Raw genomic sequence first — 26,443 nt, forward strand, 5'->3', positions numbered from 1 at the left:
AAAGGTGGATGTGACCCTCATGTGAACATAGAGTGAAAGAGAGAGGAAGTTTTAAATAAATGATAAAAGAAACAAAAAAATAAGACCATCATATGATGGTCAAGGGAAGGGGACAATTTATGTCAATTTAATTAGGGATGGAAGCTGCTTCTAGACACTGGGGAATGTCTTATAAATTAGGGAGGAACAGCTCCGATACGTATACTATAAAAGATAGATGTGACCCCCATGTGAACATAGAGTGAAAGATATGGGAATTTGAAAAATGATAGATATGAAGATATTGTTGTAAGAGTTGTAGAGTAAAGCGAGTTATAATAGAAAGTTTGCCGTTATAAGAGGAAATGAAGTCCGAATATAAATAAAAGTTGAAATCCATGAAAAAAAGGATTATGCTCAACTACGTTGGGCTCTTAAAAAGCCTTTATTTATGAGGAGAATAAGGGAGTTAGTGAATATGCAAGTAACCAAAAGACAAGGGTTATATAATCGTTTTATACGATTAAACCCGCCACAAATATTAGCATTAGGCTTTTTTTGTTTAATTGTGGTTGGAGGTTTGCTATTAAAGTTACCGTTTGCAACGAAAGTACATATTAGTTGGGTAGATGCTTTCTTTACAGCTACGTCGGCAGCGACTGTGACGGGTTTAGGTGTTGTAGATACTGCAAGTACGTTTACGATGTTTGGTGAAATTATTATTATGTTTTTAATTCAAACAGGTGGTCTCGGTCTTATGACAATTGCCATCTTAATTGTTTGGGTATTAGGTAAAAAAATTGGTTTACGTCACCGATTATTAATTGGAGAAGCTTTTAATCAAACAAATATCGGTGGTCTTGTAAAACTAGTGAAACGAGTTTTTATTTTTTCTATTTGTATTGAGCTTATTGGAGTGATCTTTTTATCCTTTCGCTTTATTCCAGAGTTCGGTTTTGGAAAAGGTTTATATTATAGTGTTTTCCATGTAATTGCATCCTATAATAATGCTGGCTTTGCTCTTTGGCCGGATAATTTAACAAGATATGTAGGAGATCCTATTATTAATATTGGAATTTGCTCTTTAATTGTAATAGGTGGACTCGGTTTTACCGTATTAATTGATATATGGTACAGTCGCAGTTTTCGAAAACTATCGCTTCATTCCAAAATTATGATTGTTGGAACGGTAGCGCTAAATGTTATAGCGATGATTGTGATTTTTGTATTGGAATATAATAATGTGAAAACGTTAGGGAATTTATCTTTAAATGAAAAATTATGGGCTTCTTTCTTCCAAGGCATTACACCACGGACAGCTGGTTTTAATACGGTTGACTATGGAGGTATGGAAGAATCAACTATATTATTTACGATGATTTTAATGTTTATTGGTGCAGGAAGTGTATCAACAGGTGGAGGGATTAAATTAACAACGTTTGTTATTTTAATTACATCTGTCCTTTCTTTCTTTAGAAAGAAAGAGGAAATTGTTTTATTTCAGCGTACAATTAAAATGTCGACAGTAACGAGAGCGTTAGCAATTGTCGTTGCCAGTCAAATACTCATTTTTACAGCGGTATTTGTATTAATGCTTACAGAAGACTTCAGTTTTATTCAGTTATTATTTGAGACAATTTCAGCGTTTGGTACAGTGGGATTAACAATGGGGATTACTGCGAAGCTATCAGCGTTCGGAAAATGTATCATTATGTTTGTTATGTTTTGTGGATTAATTGGACCATTAACATTTGTGTTTTCTTTAGCGCGCCCAGCAAAACAAAAAATTAAATATCCATCAGAAGATGTATTTACAGGATAAGGTATCCCGCATAAAGCGAGATACCTTTTTCTTTTTTTAAAAAAGGGAAAACAATAAGCCGATAAGTGCTACACGGAATAAAATCGCGACAAGTGCTGCAATACCACCGACAATCGCAGCGATACTACCAGTTACAGTAGCTCCGCGATTGTAAGCGTAAATTCCTAGTAACACAGACACAAGACCAAATAGTGTTGGGAATGTGAAGAGTGATAATATTGCTAAAGCAAGAGCAATAAATCCAGCAGTCGATCCAGCAGCAGATGATCTTACATCATTTTTATCATCGAAATCAATGTGCTGTGGTGCGACCTCAGCTGCGTATTCTTCTTTATAGTCACTATCTATTCTATCTCTTTTTTTATACTCATCAAATTTCTCAGTCAAAGTCATGACTCCTTTCATAACAAGGTTCAAGAGTAGTATGTGTTTCTTTACCGTTTTTATCCGAACTTGTATAGGGAGTAATACCCAATTAAAAAGAAAAAATTGTTTTTTCTAAATAGGAAAACTTAGTATGACTTCCTCTATTTTGGAAAGTATAAAAAGGAATAATGAAGAAAGGGTGTAGTACATAATGGAACATCCAATTGAAAATTTAATGAAAACAGCAATGACAAATTTAAAAGAGATGGTAGATGTAAATACGATTGTTGGAAGTCCAGTTTCAACAGCTGACGGAAAGGTAGTATTAACAGTATCTCAAGTGGCTTTTGGTTTTGGAGCTGGTGGAAGTGACTTTAAAGGGGATTTCACTACTGAAAAACATAATGGCGGACAAGGCCAGCATAAAGAGAACAAGCAAAGCCATCCATTTGGAGGCGGAAGTGGTGCTGGGGTTTCCATTAGTCCAGTGGCTTTTTTAGTAGTTGGTTCTAATGGTGTACAAGTCTTGCACCTTAACAGTAGTACACATTTAATTGAAAAAGCTTTAAACGCTGTACCAAGCACTGTAGATAAATTTGTGAACGGTCGCTAAAGGTGAACTTGCATTTTTTAGGAATTGTGATATATTAGAAAAAGTGCGCTTAAGGACGATTGAAATAATTGAAATGTAAATATATATGATGTGCGAAATAAGGGAGAGGAATTTATGATTAATATCAAAAATTTGGTAGTCGGCTTATTTATGCTAGTAAGCGGCTTTGTTGTATATGTAATAAAAGAAAAAGCCCCATTCTAAAACAGACAAACCGTTACTGTCTGTTTTTAATTTACAAAAAAAGTTGACAAGTTATTGTATTGGTGTTAGAATTTTAATTCGTGTCTCGGTTACAGCTAGTGTAAAGTAAATAACTCTTATGAATATAATACGAAAAGTTTGCGAAAGATCGGGTAATCTTATCAACAACTTTTGTGAACAAACCCTATAAATTGTATTTGTAAGCTTTATATGTATACTAGTGAATCAAGGAGCGGTCAGTGGAACCGTAATGATGAGAGAGAGGTAGGGCTTTCATCCAGTATATGTTACTTTCCCGTTAGGTGAATATAAAAAAGAGGACTCCTTTTCAAAAGGAGTCCTCTTTCATTTTTTAAGTACGGCTTTCAACTTGTTGACAAATTTCATCCGTTGTTAAACCATGTGCTTTAATTACAGATCCTTTTATCGATGCATCTGCAATGCCCATCATATTAGAATCTTGCCCGGTTACAACGCAACAATCGCACCCATGTGCATCATTTTCAGAGTTAAGTGAAACGACTTCATGTCCTTGTTGCTGAAGAGCTTGTTGAACATCAGTTAAAGAGTTCTCAACGCCGATTTTAGCCATAATTCTCACCTCCTGCCATCTAGTTGCTAGTATGCTCAAGTACATAGCATATATTTATGAAAAGATGGTAGGAAGAGAATATTTGTTTAGTCGTTATATACACCCGTAAGCATTTGACTAACGAATTGATCATTTAATGTATCTTGTGCTGAACTGTTATTAGATTGAATATCAATTGAAGCTGTATAGTTGTTATGTTTCCTGCTATTTGGTTCTACTTCAACGTAATTATCGAATTTACAAAATCCTTTCGTATCCATCAGATCAAATAGTTGCAGCATTTCTACTACCTCTTGTCTCGTTCCTTTAATTTGTACACACGCCATATTTATTTCCTCCTTCATTTTGACAAATTGTTTTTTAAAAATAGGATTATGATTCTGAAATGAAAAATATGAATGTTATTTTTAGACAGCGTTAATTTTTTTATTTTCCCCCTTTTTCAGCAAAAGTCGTTATATATTCCCGAATTTGTAAAATCGGACGTCCGTTTATTGAATACAATAGATTCGTATCAATTGACGAAATTCCTTCTTTTAAACAAATATTTTTTTTAGTAGAAATTGGCGAAAAAAATTTTTTGACTTTTTGTAAACGTTAACAATGTTGTTAAATCAATATAATTAAAGATGTACGTACGATTAAAAATTAAAAATTTTCTAAAAATTCACTTGATTTATTTGGAAAGGAGAGTAAACTAGGAAACAATAAAAAAATCATAGAACATAGGGGGCGCTTTCCAGTGAACGAGCAATGGATTTTCTTAAATGGAGAATTTGTTCCAAAAGACGAAGCAAAAGTTTCAGTATATGATCATGGCTATTTATATGGCGATGGTGTATTTGAAGGGATTAGGGTTTATAGCGGTAATGTTTTCCGTTTGAGGGAGCATCTTGTCCGGTTATATGAATCAGCGAAATCTATTATGTTAGAAATTCCATATTCGTTAGATGAAGTAACAAATATTGTTGTTGAGACGATTCGACAAAATAAATTATCTAATGGATATATTCGCCTTGTTGTATCAAGAGGCGCAGGGAATCTTGGCTTAGATCCTGATTCTTGTAAGAAACCGAATGTAGTAGTAATCGCAGAACAACTATCTTTATTCCCACAAGAATATTATGAAAAAGGAATTCCGATTATAACAGTCGCAACGCGTCGTAATCGTCCGGATGTTTTGTCGCCTCAAGTAAAATCTTTAAATTACTTAAATAATATTTTAGTTCGCATTGAGGCGAAATTAGCTGGCGTACAAGAAGCACTTATGTTAAATGATCAAGGATACGTAGCTGAAGGATCTGGAGATAACGTATTTATTGTAAAAGGAAATAAGTTAATTACACCGCCTAGTTCTGCTGGAGCGTTAGAAGGTATTACGCGAAACGCAATTTTAGAAATAGGTGAAAAACTTGGGTATGACGTAAGAGAAGAGTTATTTACAAGACATGATGTATATGTAGCTGATGAAGTGTTTTTAACAGGAACAGCTGCTGAAGTCATTGCTGTTACGACAGTAGATGGTAGAACGATTGGTTTAGGAAAAACAGGTCCAAATACGAATCGTCTATTAGAAGAATTCCGTAAATTAGTTGTAGAAGATGGTGAGAAAATTTACGAAGAAAATAAAGTTGGATAATAATCCTTTATGACATGATAAAGCGTTGATAGGGAGTAGTAGTTGATTGTGAAGCCTCACAGAGAGTCGGTGGTTGCTGAAAACCGATGGTTCACGTCGACGAACATCGCCCTTGAGTGCTAAGCTGAAGCGTTTGTCTAGGCTTAGACGGTAGCTCCGTTATTAGCTAGACTCATTTATGGGTCACTGAGGCAAGAGTATTCTTGCGAAGAAGGGTGGTACCGCGAAATCTTTCGTCCCTTCAGCACATAGCTGGAGTGTGGACGTAGGATTTTTTTTATTTATAAAAGTTTTTAAAAGGGGGCTTATAAGAATAATGTCTTCAAAAACGGAAGAGAAACTGGCAACTGGTGCACAGCTATTGTTAGAAGCGCTAGAAAAGGAAGGAGTAGAAGTGATTTTCGGTTATCCAGGAGGTGCGGTTTTACCTTTATATGATGCACTTTATGACTGTGAAATTCCGCATATTTTAACAAGGCATGAGCAAGGTGCGATTCACGCCGCTGAAGGGTATGCCAGAATTACTGGGAATCCAGGAGTTGTAATTGCAACAAGCGGTCCTGGTGCTACAAATGTTATTACTGGTCTAGCTGACGCGATGATCGATTCATTGCCACTTGTTGTATTTACAGGGCAAGTAGCAACAACGTTAATTGGGAGTGATGCTTTCCAAGAAGCTGATATTATGGGGCTTACGATGCCGGTGACAAAACATAATTATCAAGTGCGAAAAGCATCGGATTTCCCCCGAATTATTAAAGAAGCATTTCATATCGCTAGAACAGGAAGACCGGGTCCAGTCGTAATTGACCTTCCGAAAGATATGGTAGTAGAGCAAGGTGAGCGATGTAGTGATGTACAAATGGATTTACCAGGATACCAGCCTAATTACGAACCGAATCTACTACAAATAAACAAATTATTACAAGCGATTGCGACTTCAAAAAAGCCGTTAATTTTAGCTGGAGCGGGTGTATTGCATGCAAAAGCATCAAAAAAATTAACAAGCTTTGCTCGTAAATATGAAATTCCTGTTGTGCATACATTACTTGGCCTTGGTGGTTTTCCACCAGATGATAAATTATTTCTTGGGATGGGGGGAATGCACGGTTCTTATACAGCCAATATGGCGTTATATGAATGCGACTTACTGATTAATATAGGTGCGAGATTTGACGATCGTCTTACTGGGAATCTAGCTTATTTTGCTAAAGGGGCGACTGTCGCACATATCGATATCGATCCAGCAGAAATCGGGAAAAATGTGCCGACTGAAATTCCTATTGTTGCAAGTGCTAAGCGAGCGTTGGAAGTATTACTTCAATCAGAAGGGAAGAAAGAAAATCATCATGAATGGCTCTCTTTATTAAAGAGTAGAAAAGAAAAGTATCCATTAACTTATAAACGAAATTCTGAAAGTATTAAACCTCAATACGCGATTGATATGCTATATGAAATCACGAAAGGAGAAGCAATTGTAACAACAGACGTTGGGCAACATCAAATGTGGGCAGCACAATACTATCCGCTGAAAAATCCAGATAAATGGGTAACTTCTGGAGGATTAGGGACGATGGGGTTTGGATTTCCGGCAGCAATTGGTGCACAAATTGCAAAGCCAGATGAACTAGTCATTGCAATTGTCGGTGACGCTGGATTTCAAATGACATTGCAAGAATTAAGTGTATTAAAAGAACATTCTTTACCTGTTAAAGTATTTATTTTAAATAATGAAGCTTTAGGGATGGTAAGGCAATGGCAAGACGAATTTTATAATCAAAGATATTCACATTCTTTATTGTCGTGTCAACCAGATTTCGTCGCTCTTGCGAATGCGTATGGTATAAAAGGTGTTCGTATTGATGATCCACTTCTTGCAAAGAAGCAATTGAAGCATGCGATTGAATTACAAGAACCAGTCTTAATTGATTGCCGTGTACTTCAATCTGAGAAAGTTATGCCGATGGTTGCGCCAGGGAAAGGTGTTCACCAAATGGAGGGAGTGGAAAAAAGGTGAAGAGAATTGTTACAGCGACAGTTCGTAATCAGAGCGGTGTGTTAAATAGAATTACAGGTGTTATGACCCGAAGGCATTTTAATATTGAAAGTATTTCAGTGGGGCATACGGAATCATCGGATATTTCACGGATGACGATAGTTGTGCATGTGGAAAGTGAACAGCAAGTTGAGCAGTTAATTAAACAACTTCATAAGCAAATCGATGTTCTGAAAGTATCAGATATTACAGAAGAAGCAATGATTGCTAGAGAACTTGCTCTTATTAAAGTAGCAACTTCTGTAGCAAGGGCGGAATTATATAGTTTAATTGAACCGTTTCGAGCCGCTGTAATAGATGTTGGGAAGGATTCCATAGTTGTGCAAGTAACAGGTACGCAGGATAAAGTGGAAGCGTTAATTGAACTACTTCGACCATACGGTTTGAAAGAAATTGCGAGAACAGGTGTAACAGCATTTACACGTAGTATGAAAAAGCAAGATAAGCAAGTTATGTTAATTCAATAATCATTTAAATATAGGGGGAAAAGAAAATGGCAAAAGTTTATTATGAAAAAGACGTAACGGTAAATGTATTAAAGGAAAAGAAAGTAGCAATCATCGGATATGGCTCGCAAGGTCATGCGCATGCACAAAACTTACGTGATAACGGATTTGATGTAGTAGTAGGGTTAAGGAAAGGGAAGTCTTGGGATAAAGCGAAAGAAGATGGCTTTTCTGTATATACAGTAGCAGAAGCAGCAAAAAAAGCAGATGTAGTAATGATTCTACTACCTGATGAACTACAGCCGGAAGTATATGAAGCGGAAATTGCACCAAATTTACAGGCAGGAAATTCTCTCGTGTTCGCACATGGGTTTAATGTTCACTTTGATCAAGTAAAACCACCGGCGAATGTAGATGTATTTCTAGTAGCGCCAAAAGGCCCGGGGCATCTAGTGCGCCGTACGTTTAGTGAGGGAGGTGCTGTTCCGGCATTATTTGCAGTATATCAAGATGCAACAGGAATTGCGAACGAAAAAGCACTTTCTTATGCCGACGGAATTGGAGCGACGAGAGCTGGTGTATTAGAAACGACGTTTAAAGAAGAAACAGAAACAGATTTATTTGGAGAGCAAGCTGTACTTTGCGGCGGAGTGACTGCGCTTGTAAAAGCAGGGTTTGAAACGTTAGTTGATGCAGGATATCAACCTGAACTTGCATATTTTGAATGTTTACATGAACTAAAACTAATTGTTGACCTTATGTATGAAGGTGGACTTGAAAATATGAGATATTCAGTTTCGGATACAGCGCAGTGGGGAGACTTCGTATCAGGACCACGTGTTGTTACTGAAGATACGAAGAAAGCGATGGGTGAAGTACTAGCGGAAATTCAAGATGGTACATTTGCAAGAGGATGGATTGCGGAGCATAAAGCAGGAAGACCAAATTTCCAGGCGACAAATGAGAAAGAAAATGAACATGAAATCGAAGTAGTTGGACGTAAATTACGTGAAATGATGCCTTTCGTACAACCGCGAGTAAAGGTAGGTATTAAATAATATGAAGCAGATTTTGTTCATGGATACGACGCTTCGTGATGGCGAACAATCACCAGGAGTTAATTTAAATGAACAAGAGAAATTACAGATTGCAAGGCAACTAGAGAGACTTGGTATTAATGTAATGGAGGCGGGATTCGCAGCAGCTTCTGAAGGTGATTTTCAATCGGTAAAACGTATCGCAAATACCATTCAAAATGCTACGGTTATGAGTTTAGCTAGGGCGAAAGAAAGTGATATTCGAAGAGCCTATGAAGCTGTGAAAGGTGCTGTATCTCCTCGTCTACACGTATTTTTAGCTACGAGTGACATTCATATGAAATATAAGCTTTGTATGTCAAAAGAAGATGTGTTAGATAGTATTCATCGCTCGGTTACGCTCGGAAAATCATTATTTCCGACAGTACAATTTTCTGCAGAAGATGCGACAAGAACATCAAGAGCATTTTTAGCTGAAGCAGTAGAAGTAGCGATTCGCGCAGGAGCGAATGTAATTAATATTCCGGATACAGTTGGATATACGAACCCAGAAGAATACTATTCTCTATTTAAATACTTACAAGAATCTGTTCCTTCGTATGAAAAAGCAATTTTCTCTTGTCACTGTCACGATGATCTTGGGATGGCAGTAGCAAATTCATTAGCTGCGGTTGAAGGCGGAGCACTGCAAGTAGAAGGAACAATTAATGGAATTGGAGAAAGAGCGGGGAATGCAGCTCTAGAAGAGGTTGCAGTTGCTCTTCATATTAGGAAAGATTTCTATAAAGCGGAGTCTTCTATGACACTAAAAGAGATTAAATCGACAAGTACGTTAGTAAGTCGTTTAACAGGTATGGTTGTACCGAAAAATAAAGCAATCGTTGGAGCAAATGCTTTTGCTCATGAATCAGGTATTCATCAAGATGGTGTTTTAAAGGAAGTAACGACATATGAAATTATTGAACCGTCACTTATAGGAGAATCTCAAAACTTATTTGTACTTGGTAAACATTCTGGGCGTCATGCGTTTACGGAAAAAATGAAAGAGCTTGGTTATGAGTTTACAAAAGAAGAACGGGATGTGGTGTTTGAGGCATTTAAAAAATTGGCAGATCGTAAAAAGGAAATTACAGAAGAAGATTTACGGGCACTTATGCTTGGTGAAGCAGCATTTGCAGCGCAGCAATATAACATTACGCAATTGCAAGTACATTTCGTATCCAATAGTACACAATGCGCGACAGTCGTTCTGGAAGATGGGGAAGGAAATGTATACGAAGATGCAGCAACTGGTTCTGGAAGTATTGAGGCAATATACAATGCAATCCAAAGAATTTTAGGGTTAGAATGTGAATTGGCAGATTATCGCATACAATCTATTACACAAGGTCAAGACGCACTTGCTCACGTTCATGTTGAATTGAAAGAAGGAACTCATCAAGTATCAGGTTTTGGTGTTGCGCAAGACGTATTGGAAGCATCGGCGAGAGCTTATGTCCATGCAGCAGGGAAATTGAAATCTTTTATATCACTTGTAAAGTAAGTGTGTGATAGGTGAGGGAAACTTTCCTCACCTATCACATTAAAGTTCTGGAAATTCAGTTAAAAAGGAGTGTTTACATTGGAAAAACGTATCGTTTGTTTAGCTGGTGATGGTGTTGGCCCGGAAATTATGGAAAGTGCGAAGGCAGTATTGCATATGGTAGAGAGGCTATATGGACATCATTTTCATTTGCAAGATGAGTGCTTTGGCGGGGCTGCTATTGATTTGACCGGTCAGCCATTACCACAGCGAACGCTTGCCGCCTGTTTAGCGAGTGATGCGGTTTTACTTGGCGCAGTTGGTGGACCAAGGTGGGATCATGCAAAAGAAAGGCCAGAGAAAGGGTTATTAGCTTTAAGAAAAGGGCTTGGTGTATTTGCGAATGTTCGCCCTGTAACAGTAGAAAGCGCAACTGCGCATTTATCGCCATTAAAAAACGCTGATAAAATTGATTTCGTTGTTGTTCGTGAATTAACAGGCGGTATTTATTTTTCTTATCCGAAAGAACGAACGGACGAAGTAGCAACAGATACACTTACGTATCATCGTCATGAAATTGAACGTATCGTTTCTTATGCTTTTCAATTAGCGAGTAAGAGAGAGAAAAAAGTAACGTCTATTGATAAGGCGAATGTTTTAGAATCTGGTAAATTATGGAGAACTGTTACGGAAGAAGTAGCTCTTCGTTATCCTCATGTTGAATTAGAGCATATTTTAGTAGATGCAGCTGCTATGGAGTTAATTCGGAACCCAAGGAGATTTGACGTTATCGTAACAGAGAATTTATTTGGTGATATTTTAAGTGATGAGGCTTCTGTATTGGCTGGATCATTAGGAATGCTTCCATCAGCAAGTCACGCTGAAAATGGCCCTTCGTTATACGAGCCTATTCACGGATCAGCACCGGACATTGCTGGGAAAAATAAAGCGAATCCAATTGCGATGATGCGTTCTGTTGCAATGATGCTTGGGCAATCATTTGGATTAACGAGAGAAGGATATGCGATCGAAGAGGCAATTTCTGCAGTTCTTAAATCAGGAAAATGTACAGCAGATATCGGTGGAAATGAAACGACAACTTCATTTACGAAGGCAGTTATGCAAGAGATGGAAGAGCAAGCGCTAGTAGGGAGAGGACGATAATGGGAAAAAGATTACTAGATAAGCTTTGGGAGAGACATGTAGTTGCGACAAACGAAAATGGATTGGATTTATTATATATCGATCTTCATCTCGTTCATGAAGTAACGTCACCGCAAGCCTTTGAAGGCTTGCGGCTGGCAAATCGAACGGTCCGGAGACCTGATTTAACATTTGCAACAATGGATCATAATATTCCAACGAAAGATGTTTGGAATATTACTGATCGCATTGCAAAGCAACAATTAGATACACTTCGTGAAAACTGCAAACAATTTCAGGTGCCATTAGCAGATATTGGTGATGAAGAGCAAGGGATTGTTCATGTTATCGGGCCAGAATTAGGACTTACACAACCGGGAAAAACGATTGTCTGTGGTGATAGTCATACAGCAACGCATGGTGCTTTCGGCGCGCTAGCATTTGGTATTGGTACGAGTGAAGTGGAGCATGTATTAGCAACTCAAACATTGTGGCAACGAAAACCGAAAGCGATGGGCATTGAGTTAAAAGGAAAATTACAGAAAGGTGTTTATGCAAAAGATATTATTTTGTATCTCCTTTCAAAGTACGGTGTAGCAGTTGGAACTGGATATGTAATGGAATTTTACGGAGAGACGATTCATGCTATGGAGATGGAAGAAAGGATGACGCTTTGCAATATGGCAATTGAAGGGGGAGCAAAAGCGGGTATTATCGCACCAGATGAAAAAACATTTTCTTATGTAAAAGGGCGTAAATATGCACCGAAAGACTATGAATCTATTAAGAAAAAATGGTCGGAACTTTATACAGATTCAGATGCAGTTTATGATTTACATATTTCGATGGATGTTACGGATTTAGCACCGTACGTTACTTGGGGAACAAATCCGGGTATGGGTGTTCGTATTGATGAAAAGTTGCCAGAAAAGCATGATGCAAATGATGAAAGAGCATTTTCGTATATGGGATTAAGCCCTGGACAAAGTACGTATGAAATTCCAGTTAAGCATGTCTTTATTGGATCTTGCACAAATTCTCGATTATCCGATTTAGAAATTGCCGCATCTGTTGTGAAAGGGAGAAAGGTAAAAGACGGTGTGCGAGCACTTGTTGTGCCTGGGTCTAAAAGAGTAAGAGAAGCCGCGATGCAAAAAGGATTGCATCACATATTTGAAGAAGCTGGATTTGAATGGAGAGAGCCCGGATGTTCAATGTGTCTTGGAATGAATCCGGATCAAGTGCCTGAAGGAGAACATTGTGCATCTACTTCAAATCGAAATTTTGAAGGAAGACAAGGAAAAGGCGCACGAACGCATTTAGTTAGCCCAGCAATGGCGGCAGCGGCTGCGTTATATGGTCATTTTGTTGATATTAGAAAGGAGAGTTATGATGGAGCCATTTCGTATTCATAAAGGTACTACCGTAGTACTTATGAATGATAACATTGATACAGATCAAATTATTCCGAAGCAATACTTAAAGAGAATTGAAAGGACGGGATTTGGAAAATATTTATTTGATGAGTGGCGTTATGATAATGAGCGGCATGAAAAGCCTAATTTTCCGCTTAATGCACCAGAAAGAAAAGGTGCGAGTATATTAATTACGGGTGATAATTTTGGGTGTGGTTCTTCCAGAGAACATGCTCCGTGGGCGCTTGCTGATTACGGTTTCCGTGTTATTATCGCTGGTGGATTTGCTGATATTTTTTATATGAATTGTATGAAGAATGGCATGTTACCGATTGTAATGGATAAAGATATGCGCGAACAACTTACTAAGACGGACGCGAGAGATCAAATAGAAGTTGATTTAGAGAATGAAGTAATTACTACGAACACACACAGATTCCATTTTACGATCGAGAAAATGTGGAAAGAAAAATTAGTAAATGGTCTAGATGAAATCAGCATTACAATGCAATATGGACAAGAAATTGAAGAGTATGAAAGAAAAGTAGCTGCATATTAAGAAATAACGGAATATTGAAAATCTATTTACATTCAGAATTAACTGTTATATACTATGTGAAAATCAGAGGAGAAAGGGAGTAAGTATTATGAATACAATACAATCTATTAAAATGCTTACACAATTACATCATCATACATGAAACCCTTGAACCTAACGTGAAAACGTGTAGGCACAAGGGTTATTCCCGTTGTACCTACACTCTACTAAAGAGCCTTGTAGGTATTTTTTCTACAAGGCTCTTTTTATTTTCGGTTTAGGTGAATGAAATAGGCATACATTAGAGAGGGAAGGGTGTGTGAAGAGAAATGACAAAGTGGAAGCGTGCAAATCCGAATGGAACGAGGGATTACTTATTTGAAGAATGTACGTTAATTGAAGAAGTGGAACAAAAATTAAGACGGACTTTTTTAGATAGAGGTTATGAAGAAATAAGGACACCCACAATTGAATTTTACGATGTTTTTGCATTTCAAAACAGACCGATAGATGAAGAGAAGATATATAAATTTTTCGATGAAAAAGGGCGGATTATCGTTTTACGCCCAGATATGACAATTCCTTTAGCAAGAGTAATTGGAACGCAGAGATGGGACACTCCTCTTAAAGTGACGTATAGCGGAAATGTATTTAGGGCGAATGAGTCTCTTTCTGGAAAATATAATGAAATGGTACAAAGTGGGATTGAAATTATCGGGATTGATAATGTAAGAGCGGAAATTGAGTGTGTCATAAGTGTAATGCAAGCACTTCAAAAATTGAAGGTACAATCTTTTACAATTGAGATTGGGCAAGTACAGTTATATAAATGTATTGTAAAAAAACTCTCCATTCATGATGAAGAAGAGAGTGTGCTTAGGGCATATATTGAGAGTAAAAATTATGCCGGTCTCTCAAATTTTATCGAAGAAAAAAAGTTAGATCGAAGTGATGAAACAGTAAGATTACTTGAGAGATTGCCAAGGTTATTCGGGAGTTTAGATGTGATTGAGGAAGCAGAAAAACTCGCCTCAAGTAATGAAATGAAGATGGCTATTGCAAGAGTGAAAGAAATATATGAAACAATTGAACAGTTAGGATATGGCTCGTACATATCAATTGATTTAGGTATGGTTCAACATTTGGATTATTATACAGGAGTTATTTTCAAAGGGTATATATATGAAATTGGAGAAGAAATTATTAGTGGCGGAAGATACGATGAGTTAATTGGAAATTTTGGGGAAATGATGCCAGCGGTCGGACTCGCGGTGCAAGTAAATCAAATTGTTAAGGCACTTCAAGAGCAACAAGAACCATATAAACGAAAGAGAATAGATATTATGATTCATTATGAGTTAAATAGATTAGCAGAAGCGGAAAGATTACGAAATTTACTTCAAAAGGACGGGAAAAAAGTAGAGCTATCTTTGTTCTCTAATTTAAACGATACTTTTCAATTCGCAAAAAAGAATAAAATAATGACAGTCGTTGAGACGAAGAGTGATTCACTAGTGGAATATGTATGGAGAGAGAAATGGATCATCCAGAAAGAAGGGGAGGCTTCATGCGTAACGTTCAAATTGCGTTAACGAAAGGAAGATTAGAAAAGCATGTGATTCCACTGTTTGAGAAAATTGGAATTGATTGTTCAGAGCTTAAAGATAAAGGAAGAAAACTTGTGTTTAAAAGTAAAAACACAAATATTTCATTTATTTTAGTGAAAGCGGTAGATGTTGCTACTTATGTAGAACATGGTGTAGCTGATATTGGGGTCGTTGGAAAAGATATTTTAATGGAATGTGAGAAAGATATATATGAGATGGTGGATTTAGGAGTAGGTGTATGTAAGTTTTGTGTTGCTTCTATTCCTACGTACAATCCGAAGAGTTACCGGAAGAAACGAATTGCTACGAAATACCCGCACATCACTTCTACTTATTTTCATGATAAAGGAGAGGATGTAGAAATTATAAAAATAGAAGGATCCGTAGAGATTGCGCCACTTCTAGGATTGGCAGATGCGATTGTGGATATTGTCGAAACTGGAAAAACATTACAGGAGAATGGATTAATTGTATTTGAGGAAATGTGCTCTATATCAGCTCGAATGATTGTAAATAAAGCCGCTTTAAAAACTAAAAAAGACGAAATATTCAGTATTATAAATATGATGGAGCAAGAAATTTTGTCAGGGAAGTAGGAGGCTTAAAATGGAGATAGTTTATGAAGATTTCAAAGAGGCGTTATCCAAAATAAAACTGCTACGAGAAAGCGCTAATATAATAGAAGAAACTGTTCAAAGAAATGTTAGAGAAATTGTTCAAAATGTAAGAGAGAGTAAGGATGAGGCTTTATCTTTGTACACAAAAAAGTTTGATGGTGTGGAGATTACAAATTTTTGTGTAAGTGAGGAAGAAATAGAACAAGCAAGTATGTTTGTAGAGCCTTCTTTTTTAGAAGCGTTACAAGAGGCGAAGAAAAACATTATCTCGTATCACGAAAAGCAAAAAAGGCAATCTATGTTTGAGTGCGAGAGTGAAGGGGTAATTAGAGGACAGCTCATTCAGCCGTTAGAAAATGTAGGTGTGTATGTGCCAGGCGGGACGGCTTCTTATCCTTCATCAGTATTAATGAATGTATTGCCAGCAAAACTCGCAGGAGTGAAAAAAATTGTAATGGTAACACCGCCGAGAAAAGGAGGAATTGATCCGCATATTTTAGCTGCCGCAAACCTTGCGGGGGTAGATGAAATTTATATGGTTGGTGGTGCGCAAGCAATTGCTGCTTTAGCATATGGAACGGAAACGATTCCTAAAGTAGATAAAATAGTTGGACCTGGGAACTTGTATGTCGCTCTAGCAAAGCGAGAAGTATACGGAATAGTAAATATTGATATGATTGCTGGACCGTCAGAAATTGTAGTTATCGCAGATGAAACAGGAAATGCCAAGTATATTGCTGCTGATTTATTATCACAGGCAGAGCATGATGAAAGAGCGACTGCTATTTGTATTACAACGAATGTACAGCTTGCTAAAGAAATAGAAAGAGAAATAGAAAAACAGTTAGAGACATTACCACGCAGTGAAATCGCTCGAGAATCTATAAAAAGAAATGGGGCAATTTGTATTGTTCCTTCTTTAGAAGAGGCGTTTCAATTATCGAATGAAATCGCTCCAGAACATTTAGAGTTACACATAAAAGAGCCGATGAATGCGTTAGCTTATGTAAAGCATGCAGGTTCCATTTTTCTTGGTCCATATGCACCTGAACCGCTCGGTGATTATTTGGCAGGACCGAATCACGTATTACCGACAAGTGGAACGGCAAGATTTTTCTCTCCGTTGTCAGTCGATGATTTTGTGAAAAAATCAAGCTTCGTTTCTTATACGAAAGAAGCGTTAAAAAGTGTACAGCATCATATTGTAGAACTTGCAAATAAAGAGGGTTTACATGCGCACGCGAGAGCGATCCAAATTAGATTTGAGGAGGAAGAATAATGAGGCAGTCGAGTCAAGTACGTGAGACGACAGAAACAAAAATTAAATTAAGTTTGCATCTTGATGAGAGTACGAATGTTTCTGTTCAAACGGGAGTTGGTTTCTTTGATCATATGCTAACTTTATTTGCAAGGCATGGAAGATTTGGTTTGCAAGTTGAAGCTGAAGGGGATGTGTTTGTCGACGCTCATCATACAGTTGAAGATGTAGGAATTGTACTCGGAAATTGTTTGAAAGAAGCATTGCAAAATAAAGAGGGGATTAATAGGTACGGATCTGCATATGTACCGATGGATGAGTCCTTAGGTTTTGTCGCAATTGATATAAGTGGTCGCTCATATTGTGTGTTTCAAGGAGAATTAACAAATCCGAAGCTCGGAGATTTTGACACAGAATTAACGGAAGAGTTTTTTAGAGCAGTTGCTCATGCTGCAAATATTACGTTACATGCTCGCATTTTATACGGAAGTAATACACATCACAAAATTGAAGCTTTATTTAAAGCATTTGGTCGAGCGCTTAGAGAGGCAGTTGAAAAAAATGCCAACATTACTGGGGTAAATTCAACGAAGGGGATGTTGTAATTGATTGCCATTATAGATTATGGAATGGGAAATATTCGTAGTGTAGAACAAGCATTAAAATATGTTGGAGCAGAGTACATCGTAACAGATGATACAGAAGAAATATTAAGAAGTGATGGAGTGATTTTACCAGGAGTAGGTGCATTTCCGAAAGCGATGGACGTTCTAGAAGAAAAAGATTTAGCATGTGTGTTAAAAGAAGTTGGGGGTTCAGGGAAACCGCTTCTGGGTATTTGCTTAGGCATGCAACTTTTATTTGAAAAAAGTGAGGAATTAAAAGACTGTAACGGATTAAATTTATTGCCAGGTGTCGTTCGAAAGTTAAAAGTTCCTTATAAAATCCCGCATATGGGGTGGAATGAATTAACGAAAGAAAGAGAAATTCCGCTTTGGAATGGGATAGAAGACGGTTCCTTCGTATATTATGTTCACTCTTATTATGCAGATTGTCCGAATGAAATTTTGTGCGGGGCAAGTGATTATGGAGTGCGAGTACCTGGTTTTGTAGCAAAAGGAAATATATTCGGCGCACAGTTTCATCCAGAAAAAAGTGGCGAAATTGGCATGCGAATATTTAAAAATTTTAAAGGGGTGGTAGAAGCATGGAGATCTTCTCAGCTATCGATTTAAAAGAAGGGCGATGCGTGAGACTTTATCAGGGAGAGTTTAGTAAAGAAACGGTGATGAATGAAGATCCGGTTGCGCAAGCGATCATATTTGAAAAGCTAGGAGCGAAAATACTACACATTGTTGATTTAGACGGTGCAATTGCTGGGGAGTCATTAAATTTGCCTGTCATTGAAAACATTTGCAGGGCGGTACGTATTCCCGTGCAAGTTGGAGGGGGAGTTCGGTCACTTGCAGCAGTAGAGAAGTTATTATTAGTCGGTGTAGAAAAAGTGATTTTAGGAACAGCTGCCCTTTATGATAAGTCATTTTTAGAAGAAGCAATTCGTCTATATAAAGAGAAAATCATTGTTGGAATTGACGCGAAAAATGGTTTCGTAGCAACGAGAGGCTGGCTTGATGTGTCTGAAATTTCTTACATTCATTTAGCGAAGCAAATGGAAAGTTTAGGTGTTCAAACGATTGTATTTACAGATATCTCGAAAGACGGGACACTTACAGGGCCAAATTTTGAGCAATTAGAGTTACTACAAAAAAGTGTTGGCATTCGTGTAATTGCATCTGGAGGGGTGGCATCTATTCAAGATGTAAAAAAATTAAATGATATGAATATATATGGCGTCATAATTGGAAAGGCACTTTACGAGAAAACGATTGATTTAGAAGAAGTGTTACAGGTAACAAAGCTATGTTAGCGAAACGAATTATTCCATGTCTAGATGTAAAAGCAGGGCGGGTAGTAAAGGGTGTAAATTTTATAGGGTTACAAGACGTCGGCGATCCTGTTGAAATAGCAGCTGTATATAATGATGCGGGAGCAGATGAAATTGTATTTTTAGATATTACTGCGACGCATGAAGGACGAAAAACGATAATAGCTGTTGTAGAACAAACAGCCTCAAAAGTATTTATTCCTCTCACAGTTGGCGGGGGGATTTCAAATGTTAAAGATATGTACAATTTACTAAGAGCTGGAGCTGATAAAGTTTCAATAAACTCAGCGGCAGTGAGAAATCCGCAGTTAATCAAAGAAGGAGCGGAACACTTTGGATCGCAATGTATTGTTGTGGCAATTGATGCTAGAAAAGTAGCAGAAGATAAATGGAATGTATACGTCAACGGCGGAAGAGTTGATACGGGAATGGATGCAATTGTATGGGCGAAGCGCGTTGTTAAGCTCGGAGCAGGAGAAATTTTGTTAACGAGTATGGATGCAGATGGAACCAAAAATGGATACGATCTTCGTTTAACAGAAGCAATTTCAAAAAGCGTTTCCGTCCCAGTCATTGCATCAGGGGGATGTGGTCATGCGGATCATATTATAGAAGTATTTCAAAAGACAACAGTTGACGCAGCATTAGCAGCATCAATCTTTCACTATGGTGAAGCGACTGTACAGGATGTAAAGAGGAAATTAAGAGAAGCAAACGTTGAGGTGCGATTATGAAACCTAACTTTTCAAAAGGATTGATACCAGCTGTTGTTATCGAGGAAGATACGAAAGAAGTTTTAATGTTAGCTTATATGAATGAAGAAGCGTATGAAAAGACGCTAGAAACGAAAAAAACGTGGTTTTATTCCCGTTCGAGACAATCGTTATGGAATAAGGGAGAAACATCCGGAAACGTCCAATATGTTCAATCCTTGTATTTAGACTGTGATCAAGATTCAATCGTTGTTGTCGTAAAGCAAGTTGGGCCTGCTTGCCATACGGGAGAAAAAACGTGTTTTCACTACAAAATTATATAGGGGGATACATATGGAAAATGTTTTTAAGTTATTGTATGAAACAATTGAAGAACGAAAGGAAAATCCACTTCCTGAATCATATACAAATTATTTATTTTCAAAAGGAGAAGATAAAATTTTAAAGAAAATTGGTGAGGAGTGTACTGAAGTAATCATTGCTTCTAAAAATAACGATAAAGAAGAACTAGTAAAAGAAATGGTCGATGTGTTGTATCACTGTTTTGTTTTATTAGCTGAAAAAAATATTGCACTGGAAGATGTCATGCGAGAAGTGAAAGAAAGAAATGGAAAGCTTTCGAGAGTAGGAGATCGAAAAGAAATAGATACATTATAAGGGGGAATACATATGAAAGTGGATTATCACCTTCATTTAGAAGAAGGACCTTATTCAATAGGGTGGCTTGCTAAAATAAATGAGGCTCTGGAATGTTATGAGCCGCTTCAAGAAGAAAGGCATTCTATCGATTGGCTTATGAAAACACAAGAGCGTTTGCAAAGACGTGTGAAGGAAGGGCCGTTTACAGCAAAATGGATCGATTTATATTTAGAAGAAGCGTTGCGAAAAGGTATAAAAGAAGTTGGCATTGTTGATCATTTCTATCGTTTTCATGAGGCGAAAGGATATTATGAAAAATATGTAGATATTAGTGATTCAAAGCTTGGTCGTTTACAGAAGGAATGGTTAGACCAAGTAAGAGTAGTTTCACTATATGATTTTACAAAGGCAATTGAAGAGGCGAAAGAACGATGGAGTAAACGGGGGATAACACTAAAACTGGGAATTGAAGCGGATTATTTCATCGGTGGTGAAAATGAGTTAAAAGAATTATTAGCATTAGGAAACTTTGATTATGTAATTGGTTCTGTTCATTTTTTAAACGGTTGGGGATTTGATAATCCAGATACGAAAGAATATTTTGAGGAGCATGACTTACATGCGCTATATGATACTTTTTTCAAAACAGTTGAGAGTGCAGTTCGCTCCGAGTTATTTGATATTATAGCTCATCTTGATAACATAAAAGTATTTAATTACCGGTTGGATGAGAATGAACAGCTTTCTTATTATAAAGAAATTGCGCGTGCGTTAGTAGAAACGAATACCGCAACAGAAGTAAATGCAGGATTGTACTATCGCTATCCTGTTCGTGAAATGTGTCCAAGTCCACTATATTTACAAGTGTTAGCTAAATATGGAGTTCCAATTACGATTTCTTCGGATGCTCATTATCCGAATGATCTAGGGAAATACGTAAAAGAAAATGTGCAAACATTACGGACTCACGGTATTACTCAAATCGCAACATTTTCTAAACGAGTAAGAGTAATGAGACAACTTGAAGAAGAAGTAACAATTTCAAAATAAAACACGATTTTTTGATGAAAACCACCCTTTTTGTTCAAAATAAGAAAGAATGAAAAGGAGGGTGAAAAATGGTGAAACAACAAAATAAACAAAACGTACAAGCGACAGATCAAGCTTATACTTCTGAAACGAATCAAACAGCTAACTCAGTTATCGAGGAACAAATTAGCGATACAGTTGCAGAAGGAACAATTGATGCGAAGCTTGGAAAAGAATCGCAAGAGAAAGCGTAAGAAGAGAGGAGAGATGAATCTCCTCTTTTCTTATGTGAAAAAATGACGATTTTCAAAACTATAATCAAATTCCTTGGTTTTTATATGTGGATTTCTTACAATGAAATATAAGAGATATCTTATTTTGCATAGAAGAGGTGTTAGTAGTGGCGAAAATATTAGTTGCAGGGAAAATTCCAGAAATCGGATTAGAACTATTAAAGGATCATGATGTAGAAATGTACGATAAAGAGGAGTTAATTTCTTCAGATGAATTAACAGAGCGTGTAAAAGATAAAGATGCATTGTTAAGCTTACTTTCTACAAAGGTGCCGAAAGAAGTTATTGATGCAGCACCTCATTTAAAGATTGTTGCAAACTACGGTGCTGGTTACGATAATATTGATTTCACGTATGCAGGAGAAAAAGGAATTGCAGTATCGAATACACCGAAAGTATCAACTGAAGCGACAGCAGAATTAACATTTGCACTTCTTTTAGCAGCGGCACGTAGAATTCCTGAAGGGGATACATTATGTCGTACAACTGGATTTAACGGATGGGCACCATTATTTTTCTTGGGCCGCGAAGTGCACGGTAAGACAATTGGAATTATTGGCCTTGGAGAAATTGGGAAGGCAGTTGCAAAGCGTGCGAAAGCATTTGGAATGGATGTTTTATATACAGGACCAAATCGTAAGCCTGAAGCGGAAAGTGAACTGGGCGCAACATATGTGACATTGGAAGAATTATTACAAACAGCAGATTTTATTACAATTAACTGTGCTTATAATCCGAAATTACATCATATGATCGATGAAGAACAGTTTAAAATGATGAAGAAAACAGCATATATTGTAAATGCTTCACGTGGACCAATTATGAATGAAGCGGCACTCGCTCATGCATTAAAAACGAATGAAATTGAGGGCGCAGCTCTTGATGTGTTTGAATTTGAACCGAAAATTACAGAAGAGCTAAAGGGATTAAAGAATGTTGTGCTCGCTCCTCATGTAGGAAATGCAACATTTGAAACTCGTGATGCGATGGCTGAAATGGCTGTAAGAAATATTTTAGCTGTATTAAATGGTGAAGAACCAGTAACACCTGTAAATCAAAAAGTATTAGTTACAAAATAAAAAGAAACCTTCCAATTTCGGAAGGTTTCTTTTTATTTTTCTTTATTTTCTTTTTTAGATGGTCTTTGTCTAAGAAATTGAGATAGCATATACAAAATATATAGTGGAATGGCAATGAATAAGAAAACAGAAAAATTACCAAAACCTGTTTGGTACATTGTGATAATGCTTCCAACTAAAAATAGTGTAATAATGATGCTATATCGTGGAATCGGTACATCTTTTAAACTTGGGATACGAATGCGGCTCACCATTAAAAATGCGAACGTTACAAATACTGTAATAAGAACGATTTTTGGAATGGTATCTGAAAATAATGTTAGGAAAGCGACAAGCCCTCCTGCTGCAGTAATCGGAACTCCAGTGAAATACTTCATTGAAGTAGAAGATGGTGTTACATTAAATCGTGCTAAACGATATGCTCCGAAAAGGGGGAATAATCCCGCTATGTATAGTCCGATGATTCCGTAGTTGGAGAAAGATGTGTAATACATTAAAACAGCAGGTGCTGCGCCAAATGTTACAACATCTGCGAGTGAATCAAGCTCTTTTCCCATTTGTGAATCAACGCGTAATAAACGAGCAACACGCCCATCAAGACTATCTAACATCATCCCGATAAGTACTAAAATAGCAGCTGATTTATAATATCCTAAAGATGCATAGCCGATTGATAAAAATCCGCTATATAAATTTCCGAGCGTAAATAAGTTTGGAATAGCTGCTCTATACAAAATCTGATCCCTTGCTTTCTTTAATGAATTCTTAATTAGTGTATGAAAGTTTACTCATTTTATCATACCATAAATTTATTCCTCATACGAAAGAAATTCCCAATTTGTGAAAGATTTCATAGAGGAACAATTTGAAAGATAAGTAAAAAAAGGAAGCAACTTTTCTAAAGTTGCTTCCTACACTATTCAAATTTCGTTGTCATCGTTCCAGTTTTATATCGATTGTTAGGATCGAATCGTAATAAATCTCCATAAATTAGTTTGTCAGAGAATTTTAATTCTGTTTTTGCTTTTTCAATATATGGCTGACAAAGTGTTAAATCAGTTTCTTCGCCCGTACTTCTTTTATAGCACATATTTTTTGTATAAACATAATTTTCCGAAACAAAACTACCATCGCGCATTACCATAAGTGGATCTTTTTCTTTTATAAATAAGTCAGTTCCAAATTCAACTGATTGATTCGTTTTAATACCAAGTAAATGAAGCAGCGTTGGTTTAATATCAATTTGTCCTGATACTTTAGAGATAACTTTTCCTTCTTGACCAGGTACATGAATAATGAGAGGGACGCGTTGTAATTGCATAGCATCAAACGGTGTAATAGCGTCTTTCCCAAGGAACTGAGCCATAGCTGCGTTATGGTTTTCGGAAATGCCGTAATGATCACCATAAATGACAATAACAGAATTGTCGTACAGTCCTTCTGCCTTTAATTGATTAATAAATGATTTAAGAGCTTCATCCGTGTAACGAACTGTTGGGAAGTAGCGGTTTACAACATCACTTTCCGAATTAAACTCATCAACATATTGATCTTCTGGATTTAGAAGAAACGGAAAATGGTTTGTTAAAGTAATAAATTTTGTATAGAACGGTTGTGGTAAAGATTTTAACTTTGGAATAGATTGTTCAAAGAACTCTTTATCTTTTAATCCCCAACCGACAGACATTTGTTCTGTGCCTACGTAGTCACTTAAATTAAAGTAACGATCATATCCAAGCGCAGGATACATTACATCACGATTCCAAAACGCTTTATCGTTTGAATGGAAGATAGCAGAAGAATATCCGTATTTCTTTAATTGTTCTGGTGTGGCTGTATATTCATTTGTTGCATGAGTAAAGAACACAGAACCACGATCTAACGGATAAAGTGAGTTTTCCACGATAAATTCAGCATCAGAAGTTTTACCTTGTCCAGTTTGATGATAGAAGTTATCGAAATAAAAACTATCTTTAATAAATTCGTTTAAAAACGGAGTGATTTCTTTCCCATTTATTTTTTTATTAATAACAAAATTTTGTGTAGATTCCATTGAAATTAAAATTACATTTTTTCCTTTTGCAGCTCCAAATAAGTTTTTATCAACTTGCTTATTTTTTGCGTCAGTATAGTTTTTAATTTCAGAGAATCCGTCCCCACTTGCAAATACACGTTCAGCTGAAGATTTAGATTGAAGTGTAATATCAAATAGATGATATGTGTATAAACCTAAATTTTTCACGACAGTTTGACGATCGAAAGAACGTGAGAACATTTGTGGCTTATAAATAACTGAAACAACAATTTGTAGTGCTAATAACGCTGTTACACCACTAAAGAAGGTGCGCTTCTCAGATCGTGAAAGTGGTGTTTTGTCACAAAATGCCGGGAATTTACGTGATATAAATATTAAAATAATTGCATCCGCAAATAAAAGTAATGTTTTATACGTAAAGAGTTCTTTAATACTCGTTCCTAAATCAGCCATATTATTTGTTTGGAATAAAACGGGGAACGTAACGAAATCATCATAAAACCCGTAAAACATTGCATTTCCAAATAAAATAAATGACAGAACAAAACTAATTCCAATAATAATCCGGTTTCGGTGCTTAGATGCAAGTAAGGCTAAACCGAAAAATAAAAGTAACGAAGCTAGTGGATTAATAAAAAGCATAAATTCTTCAAAGAAGTTATCAATTCTAATATCGAATGCTAGCTTGTACACAATATATGTTTTAATCCATAATAAAACGACTGCAACGAGTGCAAATCGTAATTTTGGAAACAGATGTTGTAGCATAATATACTCCTCTCCTAAAAGCATGACAGTTCTTGTGAACCCCTTTGAATAGGTCCTCACTTTATATATACGAACAGTCCTTTATTATTATGATTATTATACTATGAGTATCATTATACGAAAATAAAAGCGGGTTGTGGGCTTTTTTTGCAACAATTGAGTAGAAAAAGCGAAGTGGGAGACAATAAAATGGAATTTCTATGTGCGATTATTATCATTCGTTAAACATAGAAAGTATCGCGTAATGGTACGGAGGTTATGATGCGAAAATTATTATATCTTATAGTATGCATTAGTTTTGTGCTTTTTGTTTCACCGAGTGTATCAGTAGCACAATATGATGCACCGCTCATGGAAGATGCTCTTTATTCTGTGTTATTTCCAAAAATAAATGAAGCGATTGAGAAACAATATGGAAAATTAAAACCGTTTGATTGTTCTAAAATTATTAGTTTAAAAAAACTTTATAGCGGTACATATTTATTTCAAGCAGTAATTGAAATAACGAAATATGAATCAGGAATAGGTGGTAAAGTACTTCCTCCGTTTGAGAAGATAAGTATGACATTTAACAATGAAGAAGGAGAATGGACTATTACAAAAATATCTGTAAAGCGCTTACCAAATGATACGAAACTAAACTGTAAAAAACCAATATAAAAAATTGTTTGACAAATAAAATGGTCCTTTGGTATTGTTAATAGCAACAATTAGATGTTTGAAAATTAAATAGACTTACCTCATCTACTCTCAAAGGTAGAGGCCGCGATAGGAAAGAGTAAACTATGGGAGATTTAGTGGAATCTGTGATCATAGGTTGAAAGGGACTATTGCCGAAATATAAGAATGACCACCTTATTCATATATTGGGACTACATTGAATAAATGTAGTACTGTCATAAGATTTATTTTATGGAGAGCTATTTGGAGATGTTGATGCGGTTTCTTATTTTGAGAAGATAACAACTCGTTTATTTTTTCAATATATATTTTTCCTAATAAGAAACGCGTGTGAACATTGTTCCGCGCGTTTTTTGTCTATCTAAAAGCGTGCTGCAATGAATAGAAGATTGGGGTTATGAGTTTTA

At 36.5% G+C, this 26,443-nt stretch carries 29 protein-coding genes, 1 pseudogene, 1 riboswitch and 1 other annotated feature; of the genes and pseudogenes, 25 read left to right on the plus strand and 5 right to left on the minus strand.

Annotation, left to right across the window (positions count from 1 at the left end; genetic code table 11):
* The first annotated feature begins 457 nt into the window (after positions 1-457).
* Positions 458-1,801 carry a TrkH family potassium uptake protein gene (locus tag MR065_RS13370; RefSeq protein WP_242213996.1) on the plus strand — a complete coding sequence of 448 codons (1,344 nt, stop codon included), beginning with the start codon at positions 458-460 and terminating at the stop codon, positions 1,799-1,801.
* 36 nt (positions 1,802-1,837) lie between these two features.
* Here MR065_RS13370 and MR065_RS13375 read toward each other — a convergent pair whose 3' ends face one another.
* Positions 1,838-2,206, minus strand: a complete 369-nt coding sequence (locus MR065_RS13375; protein WP_242213997.1) for an imidazole glycerol phosphate synthase — start codon at positions 2,204-2,206, stop codon at positions 1,838-1,840.
* 172 nt (positions 2,207-2,378) lie between these two features.
* On the opposite strand from MR065_RS13375, the gene ytfJ reads away from it, so the two are divergent.
* Together ytfJ and MR065_RS13385 are read left to right on the plus strand one after the other, a co-directional pair.
* On the plus strand, positions 2,379-2,780 hold the full coding sequence (gene ytfJ / locus MR065_RS13380) for a GerW family sporulation protein (protein ID WP_097902408.1): 402 nt from the start codon (positions 2,379-2,381) through the stop codon (positions 2,778-2,780).
* A 114-nt stretch (positions 2,781-2,894) separates the two neighbouring features.
* Positions 2,895-2,984, plus strand: a complete 90-nt coding sequence (locus MR065_RS13385; RefSeq protein ID WP_000608227.1) for a hypothetical protein — start codon at positions 2,895-2,897, stop codon at positions 2,982-2,984.
* A gap of 352 nt (positions 2,985-3,336) precedes the next feature.
* Here MR065_RS13385 and MR065_RS13390 read toward each other — a convergent pair whose 3' ends face one another.
* On the minus strand, positions 3,337-3,576 hold the full coding sequence (locus MR065_RS13390; RefSeq protein WP_141436224.1) for a YkuS family protein: 240 nt from the start codon (positions 3,574-3,576) through the stop codon (positions 3,337-3,339).
* 86 nt (positions 3,577-3,662) lie between these two features.
* Positions 3,663-3,902 carry a DUF3911 family protein gene (locus MR065_RS13395; protein ID WP_002011724.1) on the minus strand — a complete coding sequence of 80 codons (240 nt, stop codon included), beginning with the start codon at positions 3,900-3,902 and terminating at the stop codon, positions 3,663-3,665.
* 59 nt (positions 3,903-3,961) lie between these two features.
* Here MR065_RS13395 and MR065_RS27595 point away from each other — a divergent pair.
* The 21 genes and pseudogenes from MR065_RS27595 (at position 3,962) to MR065_RS13495 (ending at position 22,552) form a co-directional block, all read left to right on the plus strand.
* Positions 3,962-4,199, plus strand: a pseudogene (locus tag MR065_RS27595) (hypothetical protein).
* A 119-nt stretch (positions 4,200-4,318) separates the two neighbouring features.
* The gene (ilvE, locus tag MR065_RS13400) at positions 4,319-5,215 is read left to right on the plus strand and encodes a branched-chain-amino-acid transaminase (RefSeq protein WP_097902404.1); all 897 of its coding nucleotides are present in this window, start codon (positions 4,319-4,321) and stop codon (positions 5,213-5,215) included.
* Between the two features lie 16 nt (positions 5,216-5,231).
* Positions 5,232-5,459, plus strand: a binding site (T-box leader).
* 72 nt (positions 5,460-5,531) lie between these two features.
* Positions 5,532-7,232 carry an acetolactate synthase large subunit gene (ilvB, locus tag MR065_RS13405; RefSeq protein WP_242213998.1) on the plus strand — a complete coding sequence of 567 codons (1,701 nt, stop codon included), beginning with the start codon at positions 5,532-5,534 and terminating at the stop codon, positions 7,230-7,232.
* Positions 7,229-7,738 (plus strand): acetolactate synthase small subunit, encoded by a 510-nt coding sequence (gene ilvN, locus MR065_RS13410; RefSeq protein ID WP_000822952.1) that lies wholly within the window; start codon positions 7,229-7,231, stop codon positions 7,736-7,738. The genes ilvB and ilvN overlap by 4 nt, the downstream gene beginning before the upstream one ends.
* A gap of 26 nt (positions 7,739-7,764) precedes the next feature.
* The gene (ilvC, locus tag MR065_RS13415; protein WP_242213999.1) at positions 7,765-8,775 is read left to right on the plus strand and encodes a ketol-acid reductoisomerase; all 1,011 of its coding nucleotides are present in this window, start codon (positions 7,765-7,767) and stop codon (positions 8,773-8,775) included.
* A gap of 1 nt (position 8,776) precedes the next feature.
* Positions 8,777-10,297 (plus strand): 2-isopropylmalate synthase, encoded by a 1,521-nt coding sequence (gene leuA / locus MR065_RS13420; RefSeq protein WP_097902401.1) that lies wholly within the window; start codon positions 8,777-8,779, stop codon positions 10,295-10,297.
* A 78-nt stretch (positions 10,298-10,375) separates the two neighbouring features.
* Positions 10,376-11,440: a 3-isopropylmalate dehydrogenase gene (gene leuB / locus MR065_RS13425; RefSeq protein ID WP_242214000.1), complete on the plus strand. Its 1,065-nt coding sequence runs from the start codon at positions 10,376-10,378 to the stop codon at positions 11,438-11,440.
* A complete protein-coding gene (gene leuC / locus MR065_RS13430; protein ID WP_242214001.1) occupies positions 11,440-12,834 on the plus strand; it encodes a 3-isopropylmalate dehydratase large subunit in 1,395 nt (464 codons plus the stop codon). The genes leuB and leuC overlap by 1 nt, the downstream gene beginning before the upstream one ends.
* On the plus strand, positions 12,812-13,393 hold the full coding sequence (leuD, locus tag MR065_RS13435; RefSeq protein ID WP_242214002.1) for a 3-isopropylmalate dehydratase small subunit: 582 nt from the start codon (positions 12,812-12,814) through the stop codon (positions 13,391-13,393). Before leuC ends, leuD begins: the two co-directional genes overlap by 23 nt.
* 308 nt (positions 13,394-13,701) lie before the next feature.
* Positions 13,702-14,964 carry an ATP phosphoribosyltransferase regulatory subunit gene (locus MR065_RS13440; protein WP_242214003.1) on the plus strand — a complete coding sequence of 421 codons (1,263 nt, stop codon included), beginning with the start codon at positions 13,702-13,704 and terminating at the stop codon, positions 14,962-14,964.
* Positions 14,940-15,575 (plus strand): ATP phosphoribosyltransferase, encoded by a 636-nt coding sequence (gene hisG / locus MR065_RS13445; protein ID WP_097902396.1) that lies wholly within the window; start codon positions 14,940-14,942, stop codon positions 15,573-15,575. The genes MR065_RS13440 and hisG overlap by 25 nt, the downstream gene beginning before the upstream one ends.
* A 10-nt stretch (positions 15,576-15,585) precedes the next feature.
* Positions 15,586-16,875, plus strand: coding sequence for a histidinol dehydrogenase (gene hisD / locus MR065_RS13450; RefSeq protein ID WP_242214004.1), 1,290 nt, complete (start codon positions 15,586-15,588; stop codon positions 16,873-16,875).
* A complete protein-coding gene (hisB, locus tag MR065_RS13455) occupies positions 16,875-17,459 on the plus strand; it encodes an imidazoleglycerol-phosphate dehydratase HisB (protein WP_097902394.1) in 585 nt (194 codons plus the stop codon). The genes hisD and hisB overlap by 1 nt, the downstream gene beginning before the upstream one ends.
* Entirely contained in the window at positions 17,460-18,089 is a 630-nt protein-coding gene (hisH, locus tag MR065_RS13460) for an imidazole glycerol phosphate synthase subunit HisH (protein ID WP_242214005.1), read from the plus strand.
* Complete coding sequence (gene hisA / locus MR065_RS13465) at positions 18,062-18,781, plus strand: 1-(5-phosphoribosyl)-5-[(5-phosphoribosylamino)methylideneamino]imidazole-4-carboxamide isomerase (RefSeq protein ID WP_242214006.1); 720 nt, start codon at positions 18,062-18,064, stop codon at positions 18,779-18,781. Before hisH ends, hisA begins: the two co-directional genes overlap by 28 nt.
* On the plus strand, positions 18,775-19,533 hold the full coding sequence (hisF, locus tag MR065_RS13470) for an imidazole glycerol phosphate synthase subunit HisF (RefSeq protein WP_242214007.1): 759 nt from the start codon (positions 18,775-18,777) through the stop codon (positions 19,531-19,533). The genes hisA and hisF overlap by 7 nt, the downstream gene beginning before the upstream one ends.
* Positions 19,530-19,835 carry a phosphoribosyl-AMP cyclohydrolase gene (gene hisI / locus MR065_RS13475; RefSeq protein WP_242214008.1) on the plus strand — a complete coding sequence of 102 codons (306 nt, stop codon included), beginning with the start codon at positions 19,530-19,532 and terminating at the stop codon, positions 19,833-19,835. Before hisF ends, hisI begins: the two co-directional genes overlap by 4 nt.
* Before the next feature lie 10 nt (positions 19,836-19,845).
* A complete protein-coding gene (gene hisE, locus MR065_RS13480) occupies positions 19,846-20,169 on the plus strand; it encodes a phosphoribosyl-ATP diphosphatase (protein WP_088231660.1) in 324 nt (107 codons plus the stop codon).
* A gap of 12 nt (positions 20,170-20,181) precedes the next feature.
* The gene (locus MR065_RS13485) at positions 20,182-21,201 is read left to right on the plus strand and encodes a histidinol phosphate phosphatase domain-containing protein (RefSeq protein ID WP_242214009.1); all 1,020 of its coding nucleotides are present in this window, start codon (positions 20,182-20,184) and stop codon (positions 21,199-21,201) included.
* Between the two features lie 68 nt (positions 21,202-21,269).
* Positions 21,270-21,434 (plus strand): YozQ family protein, encoded by a 165-nt coding sequence (locus MR065_RS13490; protein ID WP_242214010.1) that lies wholly within the window; start codon positions 21,270-21,272, stop codon positions 21,432-21,434.
* 146 nt (positions 21,435-21,580) lie between these two features.
* Positions 21,581-22,552, plus strand: a complete 972-nt coding sequence (locus MR065_RS13495; RefSeq protein WP_242214011.1) for a 2-hydroxyacid dehydrogenase family protein — start codon at positions 21,581-21,583, stop codon at positions 22,550-22,552.
* A gap of 32 nt (positions 22,553-22,584) precedes the next feature.
* On the opposite strand, the gene pssA is transcribed toward MR065_RS13495, so the two are convergent.
* A complete protein-coding gene (gene pssA, locus MR065_RS13500) occupies positions 22,585-23,286 on the minus strand; it encodes a CDP-diacylglycerol--serine O-phosphatidyltransferase (RefSeq protein ID WP_098267167.1) in 702 nt (233 codons plus the stop codon).
* Positions 23,287-23,468: 182 nt separating this feature from the next.
* A complete protein-coding gene (locus MR065_RS13505) occupies positions 23,469-25,355 on the minus strand; it encodes an LTA synthase family protein (RefSeq protein WP_242214012.1) in 1,887 nt (628 codons plus the stop codon).
* 261 nt (positions 25,356-25,616) lie between these two features.
* On the opposite strand from MR065_RS13505, the gene MR065_RS13510 reads away from it, so the two are divergent.
* Positions 25,617-26,015 (plus strand): DUF3888 domain-containing protein, encoded by a 399-nt coding sequence (locus MR065_RS13510; protein WP_242214013.1) that lies wholly within the window; start codon positions 25,617-25,619, stop codon positions 26,013-26,015.
* An 89-nt stretch (positions 26,016-26,104) separates the two neighbouring features.
* A riboswitch (Lysine riboswitch) is annotated at positions 26,105-26,286 on the plus strand.
* The last annotated feature ends 157 nt before the right edge of the window (positions 26,287-26,443 follow it).

This window comes from Bacillus cereus group sp. BfR-BA-01383 (assembly GCF_022663495.1).
GTDB classification, from domain to species: domain Bacteria; phylum Bacillota; class Bacilli; order Bacillales; family Bacillaceae_G; genus Bacillus_A; species Bacillus_A cereus_AU.

Bases quoted from the DNA above. Each gene is read 5' to 3' on its own strand.
- MR065_RS13370 (WP_242213996.1), top strand. From the start codon at position 458: ATGCAAGTAACCAAAAGACAAGGGTTATATAATCGTTTTATACGATTA.
- MR065_RS13375 (WP_242213997.1), bottom strand. From the start codon at position 2,206: ATGAAAGGAGTCATGACTTTGACTGAGAAATTTGATGAGTATAAAAAA.
- ytfJ (WP_097902408.1), top strand. From the start codon at position 2,379: ATGGAACATCCAATTGAAAATTTAATGAAAACAGCAATGACAAATTTA.
- MR065_RS13385 (WP_000608227.1), top strand. From the start codon at position 2,895: ATGATTAATATCAAAAATTTGGTAGTCGGCTTATTTATGCTAGTAAGC.
- MR065_RS13390 (WP_141436224.1), bottom strand. From the start codon at position 3,576: ATGGCTAAAATCGGCGTTGAGAACTCTTTAACTGATGTTCAACAAGCT.
- MR065_RS13395 (WP_002011724.1), bottom strand. From the start codon at position 3,902: ATGGCGTGTGTACAAATTAAAGGAACGAGACAAGAGGTAGTAGAAATG.
- ilvB (WP_242213998.1), top strand. From the start codon at position 5,532: ATGTCTTCAAAAACGGAAGAGAAACTGGCAACTGGTGCACAGCTATTG.
- ilvC (WP_242213999.1), top strand. From the start codon at position 7,765: ATGGCAAAAGTTTATTATGAAAAAGACGTAACGGTAAATGTATTAAAG.
- leuA (WP_097902401.1), top strand. From the start codon at position 8,777: ATGAAGCAGATTTTGTTCATGGATACGACGCTTCGTGATGGCGAACAA.
- leuC (WP_242214001.1), top strand. From the start codon at position 11,440: ATGGGAAAAAGATTACTAGATAAGCTTTGGGAGAGACATGTAGTTGCG.
- leuD (WP_242214002.1), top strand. From the start codon at position 12,812: ATGGAGCCATTTCGTATTCATAAAGGTACTACCGTAGTACTTATGAAT.
- MR065_RS13440 (WP_242214003.1), top strand. From the start codon at position 13,702: ATGACAAAGTGGAAGCGTGCAAATCCGAATGGAACGAGGGATTACTTA.
- hisG (WP_097902396.1), top strand. From the start codon at position 14,940: ATGCGTAACGTTCAAATTGCGTTAACGAAAGGAAGATTAGAAAAGCAT.
- hisD (WP_242214004.1), top strand. From the start codon at position 15,586: ATGGAGATAGTTTATGAAGATTTCAAAGAGGCGTTATCCAAAATAAAA.
- hisB (WP_097902394.1), top strand. From the start codon at position 16,875: ATGAGGCAGTCGAGTCAAGTACGTGAGACGACAGAAACAAAAATTAAA.
- hisA (WP_242214006.1), top strand. From the start codon at position 18,062: ATGGAGATCTTCTCAGCTATCGATTTAAAAGAAGGGCGATGCGTGAGA.
- hisF (WP_242214007.1), top strand. From the start codon at position 18,775: ATGTTAGCGAAACGAATTATTCCATGTCTAGATGTAAAAGCAGGGCGG.
- hisI (WP_242214008.1), top strand. From the start codon at position 19,530: ATGAAACCTAACTTTTCAAAAGGATTGATACCAGCTGTTGTTATCGAG.
- hisE (WP_088231660.1), top strand. From the start codon at position 19,846: ATGGAAAATGTTTTTAAGTTATTGTATGAAACAATTGAAGAACGAAAG.
- MR065_RS13485 (WP_242214009.1), top strand. From the start codon at position 20,182: ATGAAAGTGGATTATCACCTTCATTTAGAAGAAGGACCTTATTCAATA.
- MR065_RS13490 (WP_242214010.1), top strand. From the start codon at position 21,270: ATGGTGAAACAACAAAATAAACAAAACGTACAAGCGACAGATCAAGCT.
- MR065_RS13505 (WP_242214012.1), bottom strand. From the start codon at position 25,355: ATGCTACAACATCTGTTTCCAAAATTACGATTTGCACTCGTTGCAGTC.
- MR065_RS13510 (WP_242214013.1), top strand. From the start codon at position 25,617: ATGCGAAAATTATTATATCTTATAGTATGCATTAGTTTTGTGCTTTTT.